General features: G+C 60.9%; 18 protein-coding genes. 10 read left to right on the top strand and 8 right to left on the bottom strand.

What is annotated here, in order from left to right; all coding sequences use genetic code 11:
- Positions 1-35 precede the first annotated feature (35 nt).
- Complete coding sequence (locus EKL15_RS15515; RefSeq protein ID WP_201966447.1) at positions 36-2,342, top strand: FdhF/YdeP family oxidoreductase; 2,307 nt, start codon at positions 36-38, stop codon at positions 2,340-2,342.
- Positions 2,343-2,357: 15 nt separating this feature from the next.
- On the opposite strand, the gene EKL15_RS15510 is transcribed toward EKL15_RS15515, so the two are convergent.
- On the bottom strand, positions 2,358-3,212 hold the full coding sequence (locus EKL15_RS15510; RefSeq protein WP_203089869.1) for a LysR family transcriptional regulator: 855 nt from the start codon (positions 3,210-3,212) through the stop codon (positions 2,358-2,360).
- Positions 3,213-3,311: 99 nt separating this feature from the next.
- On the opposite strand from EKL15_RS15510, the gene gloA reads away from it, so the two are divergent.
- Together gloA and EKL15_RS15500 are read left to right on the top strand one after the other, a co-directional pair.
- Complete coding sequence (gene gloA / locus EKL15_RS15505; RefSeq protein WP_015378023.1) at positions 3,312-3,839, top strand: lactoylglutathione lyase; 528 nt, start codon at positions 3,312-3,314, stop codon at positions 3,837-3,839.
- A gap of 187 nt (positions 3,840-4,026) precedes the next feature.
- The gene (locus EKL15_RS15500; RefSeq protein WP_187322469.1) at positions 4,027-5,961 is read left to right on the top strand and encodes an exoribonuclease II; all 1,935 of its coding nucleotides are present in this window, start codon (positions 4,027-4,029) and stop codon (positions 5,959-5,961) included.
- Between the two features lie 66 nt (positions 5,962-6,027).
- Here EKL15_RS15500 and EKL15_RS15495 read toward each other — a convergent pair whose 3' ends face one another.
- Together EKL15_RS15495 and EKL15_RS15490 are read right to left on the bottom strand one after the other, a co-directional pair.
- On the bottom strand, positions 6,028-7,338 hold the full coding sequence (locus tag EKL15_RS15495) for an MFS transporter (RefSeq protein ID WP_203090083.1): 1,311 nt from the start codon (positions 7,336-7,338) through the stop codon (positions 6,028-6,030).
- Positions 7,339-7,367: 29 nt separating this feature from the next.
- Positions 7,368-8,531, bottom strand: a complete 1,164-nt coding sequence (locus tag EKL15_RS15490; RefSeq protein WP_060418549.1) for a M20 aminoacylase family protein — start codon at positions 8,529-8,531, stop codon at positions 7,368-7,370.
- Positions 8,532-8,916: 385 nt separating this feature from the next.
- On the opposite strand from EKL15_RS15490, the gene EKL15_RS15485 reads away from it, so the two are divergent.
- Positions 8,917-10,983 (top strand): carbon starvation CstA family protein, encoded by a 2,067-nt coding sequence (locus tag EKL15_RS15485; protein WP_203089866.1) that lies wholly within the window; start codon positions 8,917-8,919, stop codon positions 10,981-10,983.
- A gap of 53 nt (positions 10,984-11,036) precedes the next feature.
- Here EKL15_RS15485 and fsa read toward each other — a convergent pair whose 3' ends face one another.
- Positions 11,037-11,702 (bottom strand): fructose-6-phosphate aldolase, encoded by a 666-nt coding sequence (gene fsa / locus EKL15_RS15480; RefSeq protein ID WP_016927538.1) that lies wholly within the window; start codon positions 11,700-11,702, stop codon positions 11,037-11,039.
- 149 nt (positions 11,703-11,851) lie between these two features.
- Between fsa and EKL15_RS15475 the strand changes: the two genes are divergently transcribed.
- The 4 genes from EKL15_RS15475 (at position 11,852) to osmB (ending at position 16,484) form a co-directional block, all read left to right on the top strand.
- Positions 11,852-12,751: a glycyl-radical enzyme activating protein gene (locus tag EKL15_RS15475; protein WP_084827725.1), complete on the top strand. Its 900-nt coding sequence runs from the start codon at positions 11,852-11,854 to the stop codon at positions 12,749-12,751.
- Positions 12,752-12,755: 4 nt separating this feature from the next.
- Positions 12,756-15,188 (top strand): formate C-acetyltransferase/glycerol dehydratase family glycyl radical enzyme, encoded by a 2,433-nt coding sequence (locus tag EKL15_RS15470; protein ID WP_203089864.1) that lies wholly within the window; start codon positions 12,756-12,758, stop codon positions 15,186-15,188.
- Between the two features lie 50 nt (positions 15,189-15,238).
- The gene (locus tag EKL15_RS15465; protein ID WP_038876236.1) at positions 15,239-15,985 is read left to right on the top strand and encodes a DNA-binding transcriptional regulator YciT; all 747 of its coding nucleotides are present in this window, start codon (positions 15,239-15,241) and stop codon (positions 15,983-15,985) included.
- Positions 15,986-16,265: 280 nt separating this feature from the next.
- Entirely contained in the window at positions 16,266-16,484 is a 219-nt protein-coding gene (gene osmB / locus EKL15_RS15460) for an osmotically-inducible lipoprotein OsmB (protein ID WP_004930634.1), read from the top strand.
- 190 nt (positions 16,485-16,674) lie between these two features.
- Here osmB and yciH read toward each other — a convergent pair whose 3' ends face one another.
- Together yciH and pyrF are read right to left on the bottom strand one after the other, a co-directional pair.
- Positions 16,675-17,001, bottom strand: coding sequence for a stress response translation initiation inhibitor YciH (yciH, locus tag EKL15_RS15455; protein WP_038876234.1), 327 nt, complete (start codon positions 16,999-17,001; stop codon positions 16,675-16,677).
- 10 nt (positions 17,002-17,011) lie between these two features.
- A complete protein-coding gene (gene pyrF, locus EKL15_RS15450) occupies positions 17,012-17,740 on the bottom strand; it encodes an orotidine-5'-phosphate decarboxylase (RefSeq protein WP_042705513.1) in 729 nt (242 codons plus the stop codon).
- 329 nt (positions 17,741-18,069) lie between these two features.
- On the opposite strand from pyrF, the gene EKL15_RS15445 reads away from it, so the two are divergent.
- Positions 18,070-18,330 (top strand): YdgH/BhsA/McbA-like domain containing protein, encoded by a 261-nt coding sequence (locus EKL15_RS15445; RefSeq protein ID WP_049200066.1) that lies wholly within the window; start codon positions 18,070-18,072, stop codon positions 18,328-18,330.
- A 172-nt stretch (positions 18,331-18,502) separates the two neighbouring features.
- Positions 18,503-18,802: an Arc family DNA-binding protein gene (locus EKL15_RS15440; RefSeq protein ID WP_203090080.1), complete on the top strand. Its 300-nt coding sequence runs from the start codon at positions 18,503-18,505 to the stop codon at positions 18,800-18,802.
- Positions 18,803-18,871: 69 nt separating this feature from the next.
- Here EKL15_RS15440 and lapB read toward each other — a convergent pair whose 3' ends face one another.
- Together lapB and EKL15_RS15430 are read right to left on the bottom strand one after the other, a co-directional pair.
- The gene (gene lapB, locus EKL15_RS15435) at positions 18,872-20,044 is read right to left on the bottom strand and encodes a lipopolysaccharide assembly protein LapB (RefSeq protein ID WP_100395704.1); all 1,173 of its coding nucleotides are present in this window, start codon (positions 20,042-20,044) and stop codon (positions 18,872-18,874) included.
- A 6-nt stretch (positions 20,045-20,050) separates the two neighbouring features.
- Positions 20,051-20,353 (bottom strand): LapA family protein, encoded by a 303-nt coding sequence (locus tag EKL15_RS15430; protein WP_004930650.1) that lies wholly within the window; start codon positions 20,351-20,353, stop codon positions 20,051-20,053.
- Positions 20,354-20,366: the final 13 nt, after the last annotated feature.

Here is a 20,366-nt window from a genome sequence, read left to right as displayed (position 1 = left end):
TACTTTTTAGCTACAACCACCTGCGAAGTGTCACCATGAAATTCAAACCGTCAATCAAGCCTTATACCGGCCCGGCGGGCGGCTGGGGTTCGCTTGAAGCCACCACCCGCTTTGTCCTCGACAGTAAACAAACGCTAAAAAACATGCGCAACCTGATGCGCGTCAACAAGGCTCGTGGCTTCGACTGCCCCGGTTGCGCCTGGGGCGACGACAACCACAGCACCTTCAGCTTCTGCGAAAACGGCGCCAAAGCGGTCAGTTGGGAAGCGACGCGCAGCGCCGTGGAGCCTGAGTTCTTCGCCGCCCACAGCGTCAGCACGCTGCAGCAGCAGAGCGACTATTTCCTCGAGTATCAGGGTCGCCTCACCCATCCGATGCGCTACAACGCCGAAACCGACCACTATGAACCTATCCATTGGCCGGACGCGCTGGCGCTGATCGCCAAACACATCAACGGCATGGACAACCCGAACCAGATCGAGCTGTATACCTCGGGCCGTGCCAGCAACGAAGCGTCGTACCTTTATCAGCTGTTCGGCCGCATGCTCGGCACCAGCAACTTCCCCGACTGCTCCAATATGTGCCACGAGGCGAGCGGCGTCGGGCTGAAGCAGAGCATCGGCGTCGGCAAAGGCACCATCCGCATCGATGACTTCGAAAAGGCCGACGCCATCTTCGTGTTTGGCCAAAACCCCGGCACCAACCACCCGCGCATGCTGCACAGCCTGAAGAACGCCGCCCGACGCGGCGCGCGTATCGTCAGCTTCAACACCCTGCGCGAGCGCGGGCTGGAAAGGTTCGCCGATCCGCAGGATCCGGTACAGATGCTGACGCCAAAATCCTCGCCGATCAGCTCTTCCTATTACCAGCCGAATCTGGGCGGCGATATGGCGGCGGTGCGCGGCATGGTGAAAGCCCTGCTGGAAACCCACCGTCAGCGTTTAGCCTCCGGCGAGCCCGCCCTGTTCGACCTGGCGTTTATCGAACGGCACAGCGTCGGCGTGGAGGCTTACCTGGCGCAGGTAGACGCCACCGAGTGGCAGACCATTACCGCGCAGTCGGGCCTGAGCGAGGCGCAGCTGCGCCAGGCGGCGGCCACCTATCAGGGCGCCGAACGGGTGATCTGCACCTGGGCGATGGGCGTGACTCAGCATAAACACTCTATTGCGACGGTGCGTGAAATCACCAACCTGCAGCTGCTGTTCGGGCAGTTGGGCAAACCGGGCGCCGGCCTGTGCCCGGTACGCGGCCACAGCAACGTCCAGGGTAACCGCACTATGGGAATCGACGAGAAGTCGCCGAAGGCGCTGCTCGACAGCCTGGAGCGCCACTTTAACTTCACCGCCAATCGCGCGCTGGGCCACAACACGGTGGAAGCGATCGAAGCGATGCTGCGCGGCGAAGTGAAAGTGCTGATCGCGCTGGGTGGCAACCTGGCCGCCGCGGCGCCGGACACCGAACGCACCGCCCGCGCCCTGCGCAACTGCGATTTGACGGTGCATATCAGCACCAAGCTTAACCGCAGCCACCTGGTGACCGGCAAAGACGCGCTGATCCTGCCGACGCTCGGCCGCACCGAGCTTGACATGCAGGCCAGCGGCTCGCAGTACATTACGGTCGAGGATTCGTTCAGCATGGTCCACGCCTCGGAAGGCATCGGCAAGCCGCTGGCGGAGACCCAACGTTCGGAGACGGCGATCGTCTGCGGCATCGCCGACGCGGTGCTGGGCACCCAGCAGCTGGACTGGCTGGAATTGGCCGACGACTATTCGCTGATCCGCGATCACATCGCCGCCACCATACCCGGCTTCGAAGATTTCAACCGGCGCTGCGACCAGCCCGGCGGTTTCTACCTCGGCAATGCCGCCGCCGAACTGCGCTTCGCCACGCCGAGCGGCAAGGCGGAATTCAGCGCCGCCGCGCTGCCGATCACCTTGTTCCCACAGCTGGGCAGCGAGAAAGCGCCGTTCACCCTGCAAACGCTGCGCTCGCACGATCAGTACAACACCACCATCTATGGTCTGGATGACCGCTACCGCGGCGTTTACGGTCAGCGTGAAGTGTTGTTCATCCATCCGGAGGATCTGGCGGCGCTGGGCCTGCAGGATGGCGAACGGGTAGAGATAGAAACCCTGTGGAACGACGGCGTGGTGCGCAAAGTGGACGGGTTCAAGCTGGTGAGTTACGACATTCCGCGTGGCAACCTGGCGGCCTACTACCCGGAAACCAACCCGCTGGTGCCACTGGCCAGCTTCGGCGACGGTACCGGTACCCCGACCTCGAAGTCGATTCCGGTGGTGATCCGCCGCAGCGAACAGCAACCTTCGCTGCGCATCGCCTGAAAATGCGCGCCCGGTTCACGCCGGGTGCGCCAATATCCCCAGGATGGTCTGCAACTCGTCCGACAGCTGATGCCGTCGCCAGACGAAATACAGGTCGCTCAGCCCCTCTTCGCCCATTTCCACCACCTTCAGCCCCGGCGCCGGCAAGATCAGCGGCAGCAACGAACCGGGGACGCAGGCAACACCACAACTGGCCTGTACGCAGGCCGCCATCGCGGCATAAGACTCCATTTCCAGCGTCATGCGCGGTTTCAGCCCACGCGAGGCCAGCCAGTGATCCACCTTCAGACGAAACGAACATTCGCGGCTGAACGTGTAAAACTCCAGCGGCGCCAGCGTGGCGGCGTCGGGTTCCCCGGCATCGGCCGGCATCAACAATACCAGCCGTTCATCGAATGCCTTTTGGCTGGCGAGCAGCGGATGTTCAATCGGGCCGTCGGTGATCGCCAGGTCGAGATCGCTGTCGATCAGCATGCGTTCCAGCACCAGCGAGTCGCGGCTCAGCACGTTGATGTGCAGATGAGGCTGTAAACGGCGCAGCCGGGCAATGCGCGCCGGCAAATGGCTGACCAGCGAGAAATCCAGCGCCCCGAGGTTCAGCAGCCCACGCTGATGCTCGCCGGCGAACAGCTGCTTGCTGCGCTCCGCCTGCGCCACAATGTCGCGCGCCTGCTGATAGAACAGCCGCCCTTTGGGATTGACGTACAGCCGATTCTTGTCGCGGAAAAACAGTTCGCCGCCCAGCGACTCCTCCAGTTCGCGCAGCCGCAGCGTGACGTTGGAAGGCACGCAGTGCAGCTCGCGCGCGGCCGCGGCGATGGTTTTGTGCTCCACCACGGTACAGAAAAACTTCAGCTGGCTCAGCTTCATCTATCATTCACTTTTAGTTAGTGTTTTAGTTAAAAACAATCACTTTAGATTAGCATCGATTTCACCTACAGTCTGCCGACACCCTGAGGAGGATCTCTGATGCCACTGAATGATCTACTGACGCTGCCCGGCGTGGCGGCCCAACCGGACGCGGTAACCGACGGTTACGTGTTCAACCACACCATGATCCGCGTGAAGGATCTGACCAAAGCGCTGGATTTCTACACCCGCGTGCTGGGCTTTACCCCGGTCTATCTGGAAACGTTCGAAGAAGCCGCTTTTACCATCTGCTACCTGACACGCAGCCCGCGTGAACAGATCCCGCAGGACGACGATGAGCGCAAACGCTGGGCGCTGAGCCAGCCGGGCATTCTCGAGCTGACCCATAACCACGGCACCGAAAATCAGGCCGATTTCCACTACCACAACGGCAACGGTGAGCCGCGCGGCTTTGGCCACCTGTGCGTCACGGTGCCGGACGTGCGCGCCGCCTGCGAGCGGTTTGAGCGCCTCGGCGTCACCTTCCAAAAGCGCCTGCATGAAGGCCGTATGAACTACGTGGCGTTCATTCGCGATCCGGACGATTACTGGATTGAAATCCTGCAGCCGACGCCGCTGCGGGACTGATCGCCACCCGCCCTTCACCCCGGCCTTCGCGCCGGGGTTTTCCCTCGATAGCACTCCGATTGACCATTCTTGCGCAAAATCGCGTGGCAACGCGGGGTTCCGTGACGTTAGGCTTGCTCGCAGCGGGTGATTCGCGTAAAACTGTCAGCCGCAAATCTTGCCACTCACAACCCATTCACTGGACGATATGTTTCAAGATAACCCGCTGCTCGCGCAGCTTAAACAGCAACTTCACTCTCAGACCCCGCGCGTTGAAGGCGTAGTGAAAGGGACTGAGAAAGGCTTTGGCTTTCTTGAAGTAGACGGTCAAAAAAGTTACTTCATTCCGCCGCCGTACATGAAGAAAGTCATGCACGGGGATCGCATTATCGCCACCCTGCACACCGAGAAAGAGCGCGAAATCGCCGAGCCGGAAACTCTGGTCGAGCCGTTCCTGTCGCGCTTTGTCGGCCGCGTGCAAAAGCGCGACGACCGTCTGTCCATCGTGCCCGATCATCCGTTGCTGAAAGATGCGATTCCGTGCCGCCCGGTGCGTGAATTGACCCACAACTTCCAGGCCGGCGACTGGGCGGTGGCGGAAATGCGCCGTCACCCGCTGAAAGGCGATCGCGGCTTCAACGCCGATCTGACCCACTTTATCACCGAAGGTGAAGACCATTTCGCCCCGTGGTGGGTGACGCTGGCGCGTCACAACCTGGAGAAAGAGGCGCCGGAGATGCAGGCCCTCAGCGAACCGGCCGCTGCGCTGGTGCGTGAAGACCTGACCGCGCTCGAATTCGTCACCATCGACAGCGCCAGCACCGAAGACATGGACGATGCGCTGTATGTGACCGACAACGGTGACGGTTCGCTGCAGTTGACCATCGCCATCGCCGATCCGACCGCCTACGTCGAACAAGGCAGCAAGCTGGACGATATCGCCCGCGTGCGCGCCTTCACCAACTACCTGCCGGGCTTCAACATCCCGATGCTGCCGCGCGATCTGTCGGACAACCTGTGCTCGCTGCGCCCTAACGAGCGCCGCCAGGTGCTGGCTTGCCGCGTAACCATCGCCGCCGACGGCGCGCTGGGCGAGGATATTCAGTTCTTCGCCGCCGAGATCGAATCCAAAGCCAAGCTGGTATACGACGAAGTCTCCGACTGGCTGGAAGGCATTGCCGGCTGGCAGCCGCCGAGCGACGCCGTCGCGCAACAAATCACCCTGCTGAAGCGCGTTTGCGACGCGCGCAACGCCTGGCGCCATCAGCATGCGCTGGTGTTCAAAGACCGCCCGGACTACCGCTTCGTGCTGGGTGAAAAAGGCGACGTGCTCGAGATCGTTACCGAGCAACGCCGCAGCGCCAACCGCATCGTTGAAGAGTGCATGATCGCCGCCAACGTCTGCGCCGCCATCGTGCTGCGCGATCGCCTGGGCTTCGGCGTGTACAACGTGCACACCGGTTTCGATCCTGCTCTGGTCGAGCAAGCGGTCACCGTATTGCAGGCCAACGGCGTGGAAGCCGAGGCCGAGAAGCTGCTGACCCTCGACGGTTTCTGCGAACTGCGCCGCCACCTGGATGCGCAGCCGACCCAGTTCCTCGACAGCCGCATCCGCCGCTTCCAGACCTTCGCCGAGATCAGCACCACGCCGGGGCCACACTTCGGTCTGGGTCTGGAGGCTTACGCCACCTGGACATCGCCGATCCGTAAATACGGCGATATGGTCAACCATCGCTTGCTGAAGGCGATCATCAACCAGCAGCCGGCAGAAAAACCGCAGGATGACGTGACGGTGCAGCTGGCGGAACGCCGCCGCCTGAACCGCATGGCGGAGCGCGACGTCGGCGACTGGCTGTACGCCCGCTTCCTGCAGGACAAGGCCGGTACCGATACCCGCTTCAACGCCGAGATCATCGACGTGACCCGCGGCGGCCTGCGCGTGCGCCTGCTGGACAACGGTGCGGTTGCCTTCATCCCGGCACCGTTTATTCACGCGGTGCGCGACGAGATGCAGTGCAGCCAGGAAACCGGCACCGTGCAGATCAAGGGTGAAGTGGTTTACCGCCAGAGCGACACCTTGCAGGTCACCATCGCCGAAGTGCGCATGGAAACCCGCAGCGTGATCGCCCGTCCGGCGGCCTGAACGCCAGCCTGAAACGGCCGCAACGCAAAGCGCCGACGGTGAAAACCGCCGGCGTTTTTTTTTCGACTAGTGCAGCGGCTCACCGCCGGTTTCACGCAGCAGCGGCAGCACCGCCAGCGAAGCCAGCGTCGCCAGCATCAGATAGACGGCGGGCGCCAGCAGCGAACCGCTCAGCGCGATCGACTGCGAAGCGATGTACTGGGCGAAGCCGCCGAAGATCGCCACCCCAAGGCTGTAGACCAAGGCAAACCCCAGCGCCCGAATGCGCTGCGGGAACAGCTCCGAAATCATCAGCATGGTCGGCACCGAACCGAGCGTGGTCAACCCGACCAGCACCGCGACAATCAGCAGCAGCACCGCCGGATGCGGTACCGCGCTCAGCCACCAAAACGCCGGTAGGGCCACGATCAGAATCGCGATCCGCGACCCACGGATCAGCGGCAAACGGCCGTAACGATCGCACCAGTGCCCGACCAGCAGACTGCCGCCGAAGGTGACGAGGCCCGCCAGCAGCATCGCGGCATAGCCGTAGGCCTGCGCCATCCCCAGGTATTTCACCGCGTAGGTGCCGAGATAATACATCGAGATGTAAGTGGCGACGGTCGCGCCGATGGTCAACATCACGCCGAGCACCACCGCCCGCGAGTGCTGGCGCAACTGCGCAGGCGGCTCGTGGGCTCGCGACACCGACGGCCGATCGCTCTCCAACCCGAGGCGCAGCCAGCAACCGAGCGGCGCCAGCGCCACGCCGATAAAGAAAGGAATGCGCCATCCCCACTCGGCCATAGCGTTCGGCTCACCGGAAAGCACCGGCAAGGCCGCGCTGAGCGCCAGCGCGGTGACGCCGCCGACCACGGTAGCGATGCCCTGCGTCGCCAGCGACCAGCTGGAATAGAAGCCGCGCCGGTTGGGCGGCGCCGACTCCACCAGCAACGACATCGATGCCCCCACCTCGCCGCCCGCCGCCACGCCCTGGATCAGGCGTGCCGCCACCAGCGTGACGGTTCCCCAATAGCCGGCGCTGGCGTAGGTCGGCGCAAAACCGATCATCGCCGTGCCCAGGCTCATCAAGGAAATCGTCAGGATCATCGCCGGCTTGCGGCCATGGCGATCGGCATAGGCGCCAATCAGAATGCCGCCCAGCGGCCGCATGAAGAAGCTGACGCCGAACGTGGCAAACGCCAACAGCAACGCCAGATGCGGATCGCTGGACGGCGGAAAGAATAATACGCTGATGTAAATAACGAAGAAGTTATAAATACCGAAATCGAAAAACTCCAGCGCATTGCCGAAGGAGGCGGCGAATATGACCTTTTTGCCGCCGGCCTTCGGGGCCGATATTATTGCCGCCTGGGTTTCAGCCATATTTTCACTCATCATTACCTTCCCTGTTATTATTTTCGAGTTTATTTTAAATACGCTTCCGCCAACGCTCCCCAATACTGGCTGCCGGCCGCCAGGCAGCCGTCGTTAAAGTCATATCCCGGGTTATGCACCATGCAGCTGCCTTCGCCATCGCCGTTGCCGATGATCAGGTAGCAGCCCTGCGGATGCGCATCGAGCATGAAGGCGAAATCTTCACTGCCCATCAGCGGCCGGGCGCCGTAGTGTGCGCGGTCATCGCCGAACTGCTGCTGCGCCACGCGGTGGGCGAAACGGGTCATCGCTTCGTCGTTGACCAGTACCGGTGTGCCGTTAACGTGTTCCACCACCGCGTGAGCGCCGAAGCTTGCCGCCTGCGCCTCGATCAGCGCCGGAATGCGCGCCAGCAAGGTGGCGCGCGCCTGGCGATCCAGCGAGCGCACGCTGAGCTTCATCTCCGCGCTGTCCGGGATCACGTTGGCCGCCTCACCGGCCTTGATGCTGCCGACGGTGATCACCGCCGCCTCCAGCGGATCGATATTGCGCGAAACGATGCTCTGCAGCGCGACGGTGATATGCGAAGCCACCAGCACCGGATCGACCGTCAGCTGCGGAATGGCACCGTGGCCGCCGCGCCCCTGCACCCGCACGTTGAACTGATCCATCGAGGCCATAAACGGGCCGTGCTGGAAGAAGAACTCGCCGAGCGGCATCCCCGGCATGTTGTGCATGGCGAAGATGGCGTCGCAGGGGAAGCGCTCGAACAGCCCCTGTTCGACCATGCGCGCGCCGCCGTTCAGCATCTCTTCCGCCGGTTGGAAAATCAGGTGCAGCGTGCCGTTGAAGTTGCGCGTTTGCGCCAGGTAACGAGCGGCACCGAGCAGCATGGTGGTGTGGCCGTCATGGCCACAGGCGTGCATGCGGTTGGCCACGCTGCTGCTCCAGGGCTTGCCGTTGTTCTCCTCGATCGGCAAGGCGTCCATATCGGCACGCAATCCTAGGCGTTTAACGCCGTCGCCCACCCGCAGCGTGCCCACCACGCCGGTGCCCGCCAATCCGCGGTGCACCTCATAGCCCCACGAATTCAGATAATCCGCCACCAGATCGCTGGTGCGAAACTCTTCGAAACCCAGTTCAGGGTGTTGATGAATATCGTGCCGAATGGCCGTGAGCTGCGGTAAATACCCTTCGATGATTTTATTTATCATAATTAAATTCCTTTCGTGACTTTATTATTTATTTTATGAATGATTAAACCTGCGGGTTGAAATAAAGGTATAACACGGCACGGATGATTTTATTTCGGCACGCCTCGACAGATAAAATAATAATTCGCCAGACGCCGTGCCCGAATAAAAAACGACGATGATTCGCTGTACGCACCGTGAAAATGCAGAATGAATAACTGCCGAGGATTGCGTGGGCGGCAGCCTGCGCCAACGCGGTTTCATCACGTTGTTTTTACACTAAAACCCCACCTGCTTCACATTTCTCATCCGACCTGCCGCGGTTCGGCGGCAAAACTTCTACTGTTAAAACGTCATTCCTAATAACAACGTCGATTTTTACCTCTGTACGCCAAGGAGTTGTTTCATGAAAAACATCAGGTCAGGACTTATCTGGCTGCTGGTGGCGTTGGTCGGCGCCTTCGCCTTCGCCATGCTGGCGCTCAGCCGCGGCGAACACGTCAACGCCGTCTGGCTGGTGGTCGCCGCCGTCGCCTGCTACAGCATCGCCTACCGCTTCTACAGCCGGTTCATTGCCGACAAGGTCTTTGAACTGGACGACCGCCGTCTGACCCCGGCAGAACGCCACAACGACGGCCTGGACTACGTGCCCACCAACAAATGGGTGCTGTTCGGCCACCACTTCGCCGCCATCGCCGGCGCCGGGCCGCTGGTGGGGCCGATTCTGGCCGCGCAGATGGGCTTCCTGCCGGGAACCATCTGGATCCTGGTCGGCGTTATGCTGGCCGGCGCGGTGCAGGATTTCCTGGTGCTGTTCATCTCCACACGCCGCGACGGACGTTCGCTGGGGGAAATGGCCAAGCAAGAGCTGGGCGCATTCGCCGGGGTGATCACCATGCTCGGCGCGCTGGGGGTGATGATCATCATCCTGTCGGCGCTGGCGCTGGTGGTGGTAAAAGCCTTGGCCGACAGCCCGTGGGGGCTGTTCACCATCGCCGCCACCATCCCGATCGCCCTGTTCATGGGCATCTATATGCGCTTTATCCGGCCGGGCAAGATCGCTGAAATCTCGGTGATCGGCTTCGTGCTGATGCTGCTGGCGATTATTTACGGCGGCAACGTGGCGCAAGATCCTTACTGGGGGCCGTTCTTCACGCTGCACGGCACCACCCTGACCTGGGTGCTGGTGATCTACGGCTTCGTCGCTTCGGTGCTGCCGGTGTGGCTGCTGCTGGCGCCGCGCGACTACCTTTCCACCTTTATGAAAATCGGCGTCATCATCGGCCTGGCCATCGGCATCGTCTTCGCCATGCCGGAGATGAAAATGCCGGCGGTCTCGCGCTTCATCGACGGCAGCGGCCCGGTGTTCGCCGGCGCCCTGTTCCCGTTCCTGTTCATCACCATCGCCTGCGGCGCCATTTCCGGCTTCCACGCGCTGGTCTCCAGCGGCACCACGCCCAAGCTGGTGGAACGCGAAAGCCACATTCGCTTTATCGGTTACGGCGCCATGCTGATGGAGTCTTTCGTCGCCATCATGGCGTTGATCTGCGCCTCGGTGCTGGATCCGGGCGTTTACTTCGCCATGAACTCACCGGCGGCGCTGATCGGCACCACGGTGGAAAATGCTTCGCAGGTCATTAACAGCTGGGGCTTTATCGTCACGCCGGAAACGCTGGCGCTGATCGCCAAAGAGGTAGGTGAGAACTCCATCCTGTCGCGCGCCGGCGGTGCCCCAACCTTCGCCGTGGGCATGGCGCACATCATCAGCGAGGTGTTCAACAGCCGGGCGATGATGGCCTTCTGGTACCACTTCGCCATTCTGTTCGAAGCGCTGTTCATCCTGACCGCCGTCGACGCCGGTACCCGCGCCTGCCGCTTTATGGTGCAGGATCTGGTGGGCGTGGCGGTGCCACAGCTGGCCAACAACCGTTCCTGGTTCGGCAATCTGGCGGGCACCACGGTGGCGGTAGCCGGCTGGGGCTTCTTCGTGTATCAAGGCGTGATCGATCCGCTCGGCGGCATCAATACCCTGTGGCCGCTGTTCGGCATCGGCAACCAGATGCTGGCATCGATGGCGCTGATCCTCGGCACCGTGGTGCTGTTCAAGATGAAAAAACAGCGTTACGCCTGGGTTACCATCCTGCCGACCGCCTGGCTGTTCGTGACCTCCATGACCGCCGGCTGGCAGAAAATCTTCCACGAGAAACCGAGCATCGGTTTCCTGGCGCAGGCGAAGAAATTCTCCACCGGCATTGAGCAAGGCACGATCATTGCGCCGGCCAAATCGCTGAAAGACATGGAGACCATCGTGTTCAGCAACCAAATCAACGCCGCGCTGTGCGGGTTCTTTATGCTGGTGGCGGTAACCATGCTGATCGCCGCCTTCTTCGCGATCCGCCGGGCGCTGCGTGCCGAACAGCCGACGGCGCATGAGGTGAGCGCCGCGCTTAGGGAAGAAACCGGCCGCAGCTAAGCGTTTCAGTCATCCAGCAAGGGCGCCGCGGCGCCCTTTTTACTGGCCAGGCTTTAACCCAGCAGCGTGGAGCCGAAAGCCCCCTGCCAATCCTGCTCGAACTTCTCGACCGCGGCCTGCACCGCTGGCGCGCTGAGGAACTGCTCCGCCACATCCACCGGCAGCGTGATGGCCTGGCAGCCCGCCAGCAGGCATTCCAGCGCCTGGCGCGGCGTTTTAAAGCTGGCGGCCAGCACCTGCGCCGACGGCGCGTGCAGGCTCAGCAGCTGCTGCAGCTCGTGCACCATTTCGATACCGTCGCCGCCCTGCGCATCTACCCGATTGACGTAAGGCGCCACATATTCCGCCCCGGCCAAGGCCGCCAGCAGCCCCTGCCCGGCGCCGTATACCGCCGTGCCCAGCGTCGGAATGGACATCGTTTTAAGCTTCTTGATCGCAGCCAGCCCCTCGGCGGTTGCCGGGATCTTCACCACCAGCCCCGGTACGCGCTGGCTGAGCAGCGCCGCCTCCGCCACCATGCGCTCGGCATCGGCCGCCATCACCTGCGCGAACAGCTTGCCGGTGCCGCCGAGGGCGTCGCGCAGCGCAGGCAGCACTTCCCAGATCGGCTTGCCTTCCTTCGCCACGATGCTCGGGTTGGTGGTGACGCCGTGCAGCGGCAGAATGCGCGCCAGGCGTTTTACCGCAGTCACATCGGCGGTATCGAGATAAAGCTCCATCACGGACTCCTGTGTCATGTTCTGTGGGCGGATTCAAACTCTGATCATCATAGGGCAAAAACCCTGTCAACTTTTGACCAAAATCAATTCAACTTTCATTCGAAACATCTTTAATGGCGAAAGATTCAGCAACGCCAAACGGGTGACTCATGTTCTTCAATCTGCAGCGCTACTCGACCCATGATGGCCCTGGCATCCGCAGCGTGGTCTTTTTAAAAGGGTGCCCGCTGAGCTGCCGCTGGTGTCAGAACCCGGAAAGCCGCTCGCGCCACGCGGATCTGCTGTTTGACGAGCGCCTGTGCCTGAGCGGCTGTACGCTGTGCACCGAGCGCTGCCCGCAAGGCCTGCGGCGTGACGAGGGAGCATTGACGCTGCGGCGCGACGTCATCAGCAAAGACGACTATGCGGCGCTGGCCGCCGCCTGCCCGACCGGCGCGCTCAGCCTGTGCGGCAGCGCGGTCAACCCCGACGATATCATGGCCGAGGTGATGCGGGATAAGCCTTTCTACCTGCGCAGCGGCGGCGGTTTAACGCTGTCCGGCGGCGAACCCTTTATGCAGCCGGAAATCGCGGCGGAGCTGCTGCGGCGCGGCCGGGAAGCCGGCATCCACACCGCCGTCGAATCCTGTCTGCACGTTCCCTGGCGCTACATCGCCCCTTCGTTGCCCTGGCTGGATCTGCTGTTGGCCGATCTCAAACACACCGATGAAGCGCGCTTCAAAACCTGGACCGGCGGCTCCGCCCGTCGGGTGATGAACAATTTTCGCCGGCTGGCGGCGCACGGCGTGCCAATGACCGTGCGCGTGCCGCTGATCCCCGATTTCAACGCCGATCGCCACTCTGTCCGCGCGATTGTCGACTTCGCCGCCGACGAGATCGGCGTATCGGAGATCCATTTTCTGCCGTACCACACGCTGGGCATCAACAAGTATCACCTGCTCGGCGAGCCCTACCGCGCCGCCCGCACGCCGCTGGACGCGCCCGATCTGCTGGCCTTCGCCGAAGCGTACGCCGGCGCCAAAGGCCTGACCGCCATTTTGCGAGGATAACGCCATGACCACATTGGATTTGACCACCCTCAGCGCCCGTATTCAGGCGCATAAGAACGCGCTGATCCACATCGTCAAACCGCCGGTGTGCACCGAACGCGCGCAGCACTATACCGAAGCCTATCAACAGCATCAGGATCGGCCGCTGCCGGTGCGCCGTGCGCTGGCGCTGGCCAACCACCTGGCGAAGCGCAGTATCTGGATCGCCAACGACGAGCTGATCATCGGCAACCAGGCCAGTGAGCTGCGCGCCGCGCCGATCTTCCCCGAATACACCGTCGGCTGGATAGAAAACGAGATCGACCAGTTGGCCGACCGGCCGGGCGCCGGCTTCTCGGTCAGCGAAGAGAACAAGGCGATTTTGCACCGTCTTTGCCCCTGGTGGCGCGGCCAAACGGTGCAGGATCGCTGCTACGGCATGTTTACCGACGAACAGAAGGCGCTGCTGGCCACCGGCATCATCAAGGCCGAGGGCAACATGACCTCCGGCGACGCCCACCTGGCGGTCAACTTCCCGCTGCTGCTGGCGCTAGGCCTCGACGGCCTGCGTGAAAAGGTGAACGCGCGCCGCAGCCGCCTGCACCTGACCGAGTGGGAAGACCTGCACAAAGCGCAGTTTCTCAACGCCATCGACATCGTGCTGGCGGCGCTGAGCGAACACATCCTGCGCTTCGCTCGCCTGGCGCGCGACATGGCGCAACGCGAAACCCGCGACTGGCGCCGCACCGAGCTGCTGGCTATCGCAGACAACTGCGACCTGATCGCCCATCGCCCGCCGCACACCTTCTGGCAGGCGCTGCAGCTGTGCTATTTCATCCAGCTGACGTTGCAGATCGAATCCAACGGCCATTCGGTTTCTTTTGGTCGTCTCGACCAATATCTCTATCCCTGGTATCGGCGCGACGTCGAGCTGGAGCAAAACCTGGCGCGGGAAGACGCCATCGAGCTGCTGCACAGCTGCTGGCTGAAGCTGCTGGAGGTCAACAAGATCCGTTCCGGCTCGCACTCCAAGGCCTCCGCCGGCAGTCCGCTGTACCAGAACGTCACCATCGGCGGTCAAAAACTGATCGACGGCCGGCCGTGCGACGCGGTCAACCCGCTGTCCTACGCCATTCTCGAGTCCTGCGGCCGCCTGCGCTCCACCCAGCCCAACCTCAGCGTGCGTTACCACGCCGGAATGAGCGCCGATTTCCTCGACGCCTGTGTGCAGGTGATCCGCTGCGGCTTTGGCATGCCGGCGTTCAACAACGACGAAATCGTCATTCCCGAGTTCATCAAACTGGGGGTTGAGCCGCAGGATGCCTACGACTATGCCGCCATCGGCTGCATCGAGACCGCCGTCGGCGGCAAATGGGGCTATCGCTGCACCGGCATGAGCTTCATCAACTTCGCCCGCGTGCTGCTGGCGGCGCTGGAACAGGGCCGCGACGCCACCTCCGGGCAGATTTTCCTGCCGCAGGAACAGGCGCTGTCCAAAGGGAACTTCGCCGATTTCGAGCAGGTGATGGCGGCATGGGATCGGCAAATCCGTTACTACACGCGCAAGTCAATTGAGATCGAATGCGTGGTGGACAGCGTGCTGGAGGAGAACGCCCACGATATCCTCTGTTCCGCGCTGGTGGATGACTGCATCGAACGCGGCAAAAGCATCAAGCAAGGCGGCGCCAAGTACGACTGGGTTTCTGGCCTGCAGGTCGGCATCGCCAACCTCGGCAACAGCCTGGCGGCGGTGCGCAAACTGGTGTTCGAGCAAGGGACAATCGGCCAGCAGCAGTTGGCGGCGGCGCTGGCCGACGACTTCGCCGGGTTGGATGGCGAACAGCTGCGCCAGCGGCTGCTCAACGCCGCGCCCAAATACGGCAACGACGTGGACGACGTCGATCGGCTGCTGGTGCGCGCCTACCAAACCTACATCGAGGAACTGAAGCAGTATCGCAACACCCGCTTCGGCCGCGGGCCGATCGGCGGCGGCTACTACGCCGGTACGTCGTCTATCTCAGCCAACGTGCCCTTCGGCGCCGCCACCCTGGCGACCCCGGATGGCCGTAAGGCGCACCAGCCGCTGGCGGAAGGCGCCAGCCCGGCGTCCGGCACCGACCACCTGGGGCCGACGGCGGTGTTCAATTCGCTCGCCAAGCTACCGACCGGAGCGATCCTCGGCGGCGTGTTGCTCAACCAAAAGCTGAACCCGACGACGCTGGACAACCCACGCGATCGGGAAAAGCTGATGCTGATGTTGCGCACCTTCTTCGAGAGCTATCGCGGCTGGCATGTGCAGTACAACATCGTGTCGCGCGAAACGCTGCTGGCAGCGAAGCAACACCCTGACCAATATCGTGATTTAGTGGTTCGCGTAGCTGGCTATTCCGCCTTCTTTACCGCATTATCCCCTGAGGCGCAGGATGATATTATTGCGCGCACAGAACATACTCTTTAAACCTTTGACTCTTAGCGGCCGCACCTTGGCGGCCGCATCATCAGGCCGATATGAATTTACGACAACAGACCATATTGCAGTTGGTTAACGATCGCCGGCGGATCAGCGTCAATGAGCTGGCGCGCGCCTCGGGCGTCTCGGAAGTCACCATCCGGCAAGATCTCAACCTGCTGGAAAAGCGCAGCTACCTGAAGCGGGTACATGGCTCCGCCGTGGCGCTGGAGAGCGACGACGTCGACGCCCGCATGATGTCCAACTTCACTCTCAAGCAGCGGCTGGCGCAGTACGCCGCCGCGCAGGTCAACGACGGCGAGACGATCTTTATCGAGAGCGGCAGCGCCAACGCCCTGCTGGCGCGCTACATCGCCGAACGCAAGCGCATTACGCTGATCACCGTCAGCCATTACATCGCCAACCTGCTGAAAGAAACCGACTGCGACGTGATTGTGCTGGGCGGCATGTACCAGAAGAAAAGCGAGACCGTGGTCGGCCCACTCACGCGGCTGTGCATTCAGCAGGTGCATTTCAACAAGGCGTTTATCGGCATTGACGGCTTTCAGGCCGAAACCGGCTTTACCGGCCGCGACATGATGCGCGCCGACGTGGTCAGCGCAGTGCTGGCCAAGGGCGTGGAGAATATCGTGCTAACGGACTCCAGCAAATTCGGCCAGATCCAGCCCAACCCGCTGGCGCAGCCGGGCCAGATCAGCCGGGTGATCACCGATTCGCGTTTGGCGCTCGAGTATCAGCATCAACTGAAACGCCAGGGCATACAGGTGGAGTTGGTCAACGACTAACGCGGGCCACCATCATACCAAGCGCGCCGCGCGGGCCACGCCGCGCGCCTTTCCCCCTGCGCAGCGGGATTTTAAGACTATTTACCTGTTTATCCTTCCCGAGAAACCTATACTCAGTTTCGGCAACTTTTGGGCCGTAACTTGCTAATTATTCGGCTTTTAACAAAAAATGCCATTTTTTATATCGATACTGTATGGGAACCAACGGCAGGCCTGATTTATGGTTAACGCCTATACTTATAGGGCACTTCCATATAGCCAATGCTAAGGAGAAGTCATTATGATGATTATCAATAAACGTTTCGCCACCGCCGCTCTGGCACTGACTCTGGCGTTTTCACTCAGCGCCTGTTCCAACATGTCCAAACGCGATCGCAACACCGCAATCGGTGCCGGTGCCGGTGCAGTCGGCGGTGCAGTGCTGACCAACGGCAGCGCGTTGGGCACGCTGGGTGGGGCTGCGGTGGGGGGCATTATCGGTCACCAGGTTGGCAAATAACCTGACCGAGCGTCCTCGGCCAACAGGCTGGCAAAAGCGCCTCGGCGCTTTGACGTATTAACCAGAATAACGATGATTTCAGGTCTGTTTTACTTTAAGTCTATGGTTCTTTTGCCGTTAACGGGCTAACCCCCGGCAGCAACAACCTCAAGCCATGCCGCGGCATTGCACCGCGGCATGGCGATTCAGCTCAACCGCCCGCCAGTTTGACCTTCATGCCTTTGGCTTCCAGCAGCTGCTTGAGCAGATCGCGTTTATCGCCCTGGATTTCGATGATCCCGTCTTTCACCGAACCGCCGCAGCCACATTTCTTCTTCAGCTCGGCCGCCAGTTTGTCGAGCGCAGCGTCATCCAGATCGATACCGGCGATCAGGCACACGCCCTTCCCCTTGCGGCCGCTGGTTTGACGCTGGATGCGCACGATGCCGTCACCTTTGGCGCGTTGCGGTTTAACCTCTTCCTGCTTAATACGGCCGGTGTCCGTGGAATACACCAGGCGGCTGTTATCGTCATTCATCGGCAGTTCCTCAGGCCAAAGAGGCGCGGATCGCGCGCAGCGTCGCGGCCGGATCGGCAGATTGGGTGATCGGACGCCCAATCACCATGTAGTCCACGCCGGCGGCCTGTGCCTGCACCGGCGTCATGATACGGCGCTGATCGCCCGCCGCGCTGCCTTCAGGGCGGATCCCCGGCGTAACCAGCTGGAATGCCTGCCCGCAGGCCGCCTTCAGCCGCTGCGCTTCGTGTGCCGAACACACCACGCCGTCCAGCCCACAGTCGCGGGTCAGGCGCGCCAGGCGCTCGGCGTGTTCCGCCGGGCTGGCCTCGATGCCGATGCCGCGCAGGTCTTCCGCTTCCATGCTGGTGAGCACCGTCACGGCAATCAGCAGCGGCGCATCCGCCCCGAATGACGCCAGCGCTTCTTTAGCGGCGGTCATCATGCGCGCGCCGCCGCTGGCGTGGACGTTGACCATCCAAACGCCCAGCTCGGCCGCCGCCGCGACCGCATGCGCGGTGGTATTGGGAATATCGTGGAATTTCAGGTCGAGAAACACGTCGAAGCCACGCCCATGCAGATCGCGCACCAGCTGCGGCCCAAACAGCGTGAACATTTCTTTGCCCACTTTCAGCCGGCAGTCTTGCGGATCGATACGGTCGGCGAACGCCAGCGCAGCGTTCTTATCGGCGTAATCTAACGCCACAACGATTGGAGATGATTTTAAGTCATTGTTATTAGCGTTATTTTCAGACTTCATTTCTTCTACCTTCTCTAAAATAGACATAATCAGGGACTCACCCGCGAAACTGACCGCCGCATTCTACATGTCGGGGGCCAGAAATCCCAGCCACAGCACGCACCGGCGCTCTGTCATGTTACCTCTCACCTTTGTCATGGCGCGTCAACGAAAGCGCATCAGCGATAAACCACGTAGCGTAAAACGCCGTAAAGATGCGTAAATTGTTAATCAGATATTTTGAATTACTTACTCAGCATTATCAGATTTTCAATCTGTGCAGATGCTTTATTATTCAGTCCATCGGAAGCGAATGGCTTCCTTCCTAAATAAACAGACTGGAGTCACCTATGAAAACCATCAAATATTTTGCAGCCGCTGCCGCTATCGCACTGACCTCTTTCGCCACCTTCGCCGCTGAACCGGTCAACAGCCAGCAGGCCGATAACCTGACCGCCACCGGCATCGTTTCCGCAGGCCACGCGACCACCCTCAGCAGCCTGGAGAAAAAGCTGGCCGCTAAGGCCGACGCTCAGGGCGCCAGCAGCTACCGCATCATCTCCGCCGGTGGTAACAACATGCTGAGCGGCACCGCCATCATCTACAAATAACATTTCTGGTACAGGGCCCGCGCGTTCGGGCCCTGCCTCTGTTTCTCGCCTAAAAAACCCGCGTTTTCCTCGCCCCTATTTGTTACAGAAATATTAAATTTTTATTACACACTAGACACCCGATCGCCAGTGGCTTAGCTTGAAGGCATCTTCCTGCAGAAAGGCTTTCAAAATGAGCGAGATATCGACACTTACCATTAAAATTCCTCTGGAACTCAAGGAAAAAATCCGTGCCGCCGCCGCTGAAAACGAATTTTCGTTGAGCGTGGAAGTGTGCCAGCGCCTGGAAAGCAGCTTCATTGCGCCCGCCGCCAAGGCAGAAAAACCGGCCAAAAAGGCGGATGAGCTGCACCATGGCGAGATCGACAACCAAAGCACCGAAGAAGAAATTGAACAGCCTCTGAGCCAGAAAGAGCTGAAGAAACTCCGCCAGCTGTTGAAAACCGGCGCCAAAGGCGGCAAGAAAAAGTAAACGACGAACAGACAAACATAAAAAAACGGGGCGATAAATCGCCCCGTTTTATTTTGTCGAGCCGCGGCGTTATTGCCCATCCAGGCCGCGGATCGGTTTAACCGATGACCAGGCGCGGCACGACGGGCAATGCCAATAGAGCGAGTGCGCGGTGAAGCCGCATTTGTGGCAGCGGTAACGCGGTTTGGTGCGAATTTGCTCGCCGACCATATCGCGCAACAGCAGCAGGCTCTCTTTCGCCCGGCCGTCTTCGGCGTCCGCCAGGTGATAATCCATCAGCCGGTAAAATACCCGCATGGTCGGATGGCGTTGCAGCTGGCGGTTGATATAGACCTGCACCACGTCGCGCCCTTCGTGCTGCTCGATGATCTCGGCCAGCATCAGATCGGCGGTGGCACCGGTGTTCTCTTCTACGCAGCGCTTCAGGAATTCAGCCCAATTGTGCTGTTGTTCCGGCAGATGAGTGTAGCACTCCTGCAGCATCGGCAGCGTTTCGCTGACCAACTCTTTATCCTGACTCAGTACGCGTTGCAGCAACTCGGCGGCTTTGGCGTAGTCGTTTTGCGCCATATAGATGCGGCCGAACATGATGGACACGCGCGCACACTGTTTATCGGCTGCGTCCGCACGCTTGAGCAGGCTCATCGCTCGATCGAGATCGTCGCTGCCCATCGCCTGCAGCGCCAGTTCACAATAGAAGTGTGCGATCTCGACGCGTTGTTTCTCTTTACCCAGCTTGACCAACTTTTCCGCCACGTCGATCGCTTTTTGCCAATCGCTGGTGGCCTGATGGATCACCAGCAGTTGCTGCAGCGCCGATACGCGAAAATCCGCTTCGTCAGTCAACTGGCTGAACATGTCTTCCGCACGATCGTACAGCCCGGCCGCCATATAGTCGCGGCCCAGCTGCTGTACCGCCAGCAGACGCTGTTCGAAGGTCAGGGAGGCGCTTTCCATCAAGGCCTGATGGATGCGGATGGCGCGGTCGACTTCGCCACGCGAACGGAACAGGTTACCCAGCGTCAGGTGGGCTTCAACGGTGTTGCTGTCCTCTTTCAACATGTCGAGGAACAAATCGACCGCCTTGTCCTGCTGGTTGGAAAGCAGAAAGTTCACCCCTGCCACGTATTCACGCGACAGGCGGTTGGCTTCTTGCTGTTTATCCTGCTGAGCGCTTCTGCGCCCCATGTACCAACCGTACGCGGCAGCCACGGGCAGCAACAGAAACAGCAGTTCTAACATAGAGGATTATTCCTTGCTGACAACGGGCTGAGCCGCCGGTTCAGCGGGCTGCTCAAGCTGCAGCTCCAGCCTTTTGATCTTGCGCTCGGCGCGGCCCAGCGCAATGCGCGTGCGCAGGTAGAACAGACCGCAAATGATCCAGCCAAGAACGAAACCGGCGCCAAACAGCGTGGCCAACAGGGTCGATACGCGATAATCGCCCTGCGCAACCAGATAGTTAAAATTGACCACCTGATCGTTATGCGCACCCAAGGTGACGGAAATCACGAAGATCACCAGAACCAACAAAAAAATCAGCAAATATTTCACATTCTTTCCCGCG

This window comes from Serratia sp. 4542 (genome assembly GCF_016805595.1).
Classification (GTDB): domain Bacteria; phylum Pseudomonadota; class Gammaproteobacteria; order Enterobacterales; family Enterobacteriaceae; genus Serratia; species Serratia nevei.
This window is presented reverse-complemented; position numbering and strand designations above follow the sequence as displayed.